General features: G+C 53.3%; 5 protein-coding genes. All 5 read right to left on the reverse strand.

The window, feature by feature from the left end; translation table 11 throughout:
- Window positions 1-877 (reverse strand): IS66 family transposase (locus tag QK293_RS27335; RefSeq protein ID WP_282383434.1); only part of this gene is annotated, 877 nt, incomplete at its 3' end.
- Window positions 878-938: 61 nt separating this feature from the next.
- Entirely contained in the window at window positions 939-1,274 is a 336-nt protein-coding gene (gene tnpB, locus QK293_RS27340; protein WP_282383437.1) for an IS66 family insertion sequence element accessory protein TnpB, read from the reverse strand.
- Window positions 1,271-1,594, reverse strand: coding sequence for a transposase (locus tag QK293_RS27345; protein ID WP_282383440.1), 324 nt, complete (start codon window positions 1,592-1,594; stop codon window positions 1,271-1,273). Before QK293_RS27345 ends, tnpB begins: the two co-directional genes overlap by 4 nt.
- A gap of 193 nt (window positions 1,595-1,787) precedes the next feature.
- Window positions 1,788-2,060 (reverse strand): colicin immunity domain-containing protein, encoded by a 273-nt coding sequence (locus QK293_RS27350; protein ID WP_282383443.1) that lies wholly within the window; start codon window positions 2,058-2,060, stop codon window positions 1,788-1,790.
- Window positions 2,057-3,321 (reverse strand): colicin D domain-containing protein (locus tag QK293_RS27355; RefSeq protein WP_282383446.1); only part of this gene is annotated, 1,265 nt, incomplete at its 5' end. The genes QK293_RS27355 and QK293_RS27350, both read right to left, overlap by 4 nt.

Raw genomic sequence — 3,321 nt, forward strand, 5'->3', positions numbered from 1 at the left:
CACCGGCGCGGCTCGGGCTGAAGTCATAAACCACTGCCTTAAGCGCCGAGAACGGGGTGGTGCAGTAAGCCCAGACATAAGCGCGGTGAGTTTTCTTCTCTCCGGGCGCAAGCATCTGCACCGGAGTTTCGTCAGCATGGACAACTCGTTGGGCCAGAACAGCTTCTCGCAAGGCATCAACCAATGGCTGAAGCTGTACACCGGTCTGCCCAACCCATTGCGCGAGAGTTGAACGCGCGATGGCTAAGCCGGCGCGGCCAAAGATTTTCTCCTGCCGGTACAGCGGCAAGTGGTCGGCGAATTTCGCCACCATTACGTGAGCGAGCAGACCTGCTGTAGGTATTCCCTTGTCGATTACCTGGGCCGGCACCGGTGCCTGGATCAGTGTTTCGCACTGACGGCAGGCCCATTTTCCACGCACATGCTGTTCGACGGTGAACACGCCCGGCGTGTAATCCAGCTTCTCGCTGACGTCCTCGCCGATGCGCTGAAGTTGGCAGCCGCAGGCGCACTGGGTGTTTTCCGGTTCGTGATGAATTACGGTGCGTGGAAACTGCGGTGGCAGCGGCGCGCGCTTGGGTTGCTGGCGCTTCTCTTCTGGAGCGGGAGCTGGTCGGAGGGCCTTCAACTCGGCGTCGATAGCCTCATCAGTGTTGAGCAGATCGTCGAGCAAGTTGCCTTGCTCAGGGCTGATCTGCTCGCTGCGCTTGGCAAACCTGTGCCGCTTGAGGATGGCGATCTCGTGGGTCAGTTGTTCGATGATGGTTTGATCGCGGTGGATCTTTCTGCCCATGGTGTCGACCTTCGACATCAACTGCGCAGCGAATGCACGCAGTTGGTCGGGGGTCATCTGATCGATATTGGGCGAAGAAGTCATGCCTCGGATTTTACCAAAGCAGATCGCTTACGGCAGTAGGCCAAGAAGCTAATTACAGTTTTTACAGCAGTGTGATTGTGCCGCCAGCGCCAACACGTTGCCAAGGCAGACCTAATACCAAGGCCTGAAGTTGCTCGGTATCCAGTTCCATCTCGCAACCTTGCCGAATGCCTGGCCAGTGGAATTTGCCTTGGTTCAACCGCCGTGCAGCCAGCCAAACACCAATCCCGTCATGAACCAGGACTTTCATTCGGTTAGCACGTCGATTGGCAAAGAGATAAGCACAGTGCGGCTTCGCCGCACCGAATACTGCAATCACTCTGGCCAACGCGGTCTCGGTACCTGCACGCATATCCATGGGCTCGGTGGCGAGCCAGATGGCATCGATGCGGATCACTTGGCAAGCTCACGGACAAAACGAGCACACCCGTCAGGATCTGAGGATGGCCACTTCACAGTGAGTTTTTGCGGCCCGAAAGGAACCTCGATGTTGACCGACATCTGCTGATCGGGCTGGGTTGCGGGCGCAAGCTTCATCGGAACAAAAGCAGGCAAAGCCGGCGCCTGATGATCACGATAAGCAGGTATCCACTTTCGAACCAGGTTGGCGTTAATGCCGTGACGCAGGGCCACGCTGGCCATCGACACGCCAGGTTGCAGGCATTCTTGGACGATCTGGGCTTTAAAGGGTTTGGGATAAGAGGTTCTTTGGCGCATGGCAATCCTGATGATAGGGGCGATAGTGTCCACGTATTTTTAAGTGGACAACATCGCCCTTATCGCTGGGATCGGGTAGGTGACTTCGCCGGACGCTTACCCCTTTACCACAGACTCTCAAATGTCTTTCCGTTCTCGAAGGAAACACTTCCTTTTCGGGGAACTACAGAAATACCAGTTCCTTTTGTAGCATTTAATCAGATATCAATTCCCCTATAAGCTTGACAACCTCTAATTTAAGACCTTCATCATCAAGCTCATACTCCTCCCTTGAATCGCCAGGACTATACATGTCCGCAGCACAAAAAATACTTGATAGACATTCACTCAGATTCGCCGTATCCCGTTGAAGGAAATTGTTATCGCGCTCTATTTTCCAAAGCTCAATATATGCCTCAGAAAAGATCTCAGCAGATAGTCTCCCAGCCACAAATGACTTGGCAAACTCTAGAATAATAAGGCTCATCGCAATACACCATTCTTAATAAAGTTATCAAATTGCTGAGTACCTGGAGCCAGCTTAAACCCAGTTACGAAATTTCCAGCATTGTCAAGAACAACAGCATTATTGGTAGCTGAGTTAAAGAACACTTTCGAGTCCTTTACAAATCCATATGTACCTTGCTGAACAGTAGAAGGCGATGCCATGTGTGTTTTGATTGCCGTTTCATACTGAGCAAGCGTTTGGGAGTTTTTCTTTGTCGTCACTACACCAAAATCTGAAGCATGCTTGAATTTTTTATCTAACTGCTTCTGCGTAACCCCAGTTAGCCCCGTAGCCCCACCAGTTCCTTTTGCAACCAAAGAAGTCTTGTCAAATACCTCTCCCGCCTCTTTTACAAGCGTACTACCTGGGCTCGGATTCGTCACAGGGAGCTCGCCAACGCCGGAAGCATTCGGCAAACGCGTACTCGGAATCCTAACGCTGGCTACGCCCAGAGCCCCCACCACTATGTTTCCAACAGCGTTCCAGAGATCACCATTAAACGCCTGATCCACGCCATAACCCGCCTGGAGCACACCATTGGCCGCTGCTGCGATTCGTATGCCAGCCCCTAATGAACCAGTAAGGCCGTACAACGCAGGGTTACCGAGGTTCGAAAGGCCCTGTTGCTCGTTGTTGATACGCAAATAGCCTTGAGCATCTGTATAGATCTGGTCGTTTTCACTTTTTGGTCTGACCCAGGCCAGTTGATCGAACAAGCCTCCAGCTTGTGCTCGCAACGCGTCGGCGAAGGCGTTTTTTGCATCGGTGGTCCCGGCATAGGGGTAAATGCCAACTGAATCTGGACCGTTTTGTACCAATGCATTCGCAAGGGTGCGAGCTACGTCCTCACCGTATTTGAGCGCCATATCGTATGTGTATACCTGCACATACGCATTTAGCTCCGCGAGTTCCATGGCCGAGAGCGAGCTTTTGTCCAGTCGATACTTCGCAAGAAGATTGTCGCTTCGTTGATCAGCGCCCTCCAGCTCCACCAGTTGCCTGGCGGCGCCAATTCCATTTGTTTCTTTGAACTCTTCACGCGCTTGATCACGTTTGGCTTCGGCGTGATCGCCTAGAAAGTTGTACTGCGTCGCATTCGCCGCCACCGCAGCCCCAACCCCGACATCGCCCCCGGAAGCTGCTGCGCCTAGCACACCGACAATTTGCGACAGCGCAAGGAGGTTGGCCTGGGCCTGGTTGTATTCCGCAGAGCCCGGGACAAGGTTCGAAGGCAAGAGCT

Source organism: Pseudomonas sp. AL03 (genome assembly GCF_029960815.1).
GTDB lineage: Bacteria > Pseudomonadota > Gammaproteobacteria > Pseudomonadales > Pseudomonadaceae > Aquipseudomonas.

What these genes read in the sequence shown, in the direction of transcription:
- QK293_RS27345 (WP_282383440.1), bottom strand. Translation starts at nt 1,594, where the DNA reads ATGCGCCAAAGAACCTCTTATCCCAAACCCTTTAAAGCCCAGATCGTC.
- QK293_RS27350 (WP_282383443.1), bottom strand. Translation starts at nt 2,060, where the DNA reads ATGAGCCTTATTATTCTAGAGTTTGCCAAGTCATTTGTGGCTGGGAGA.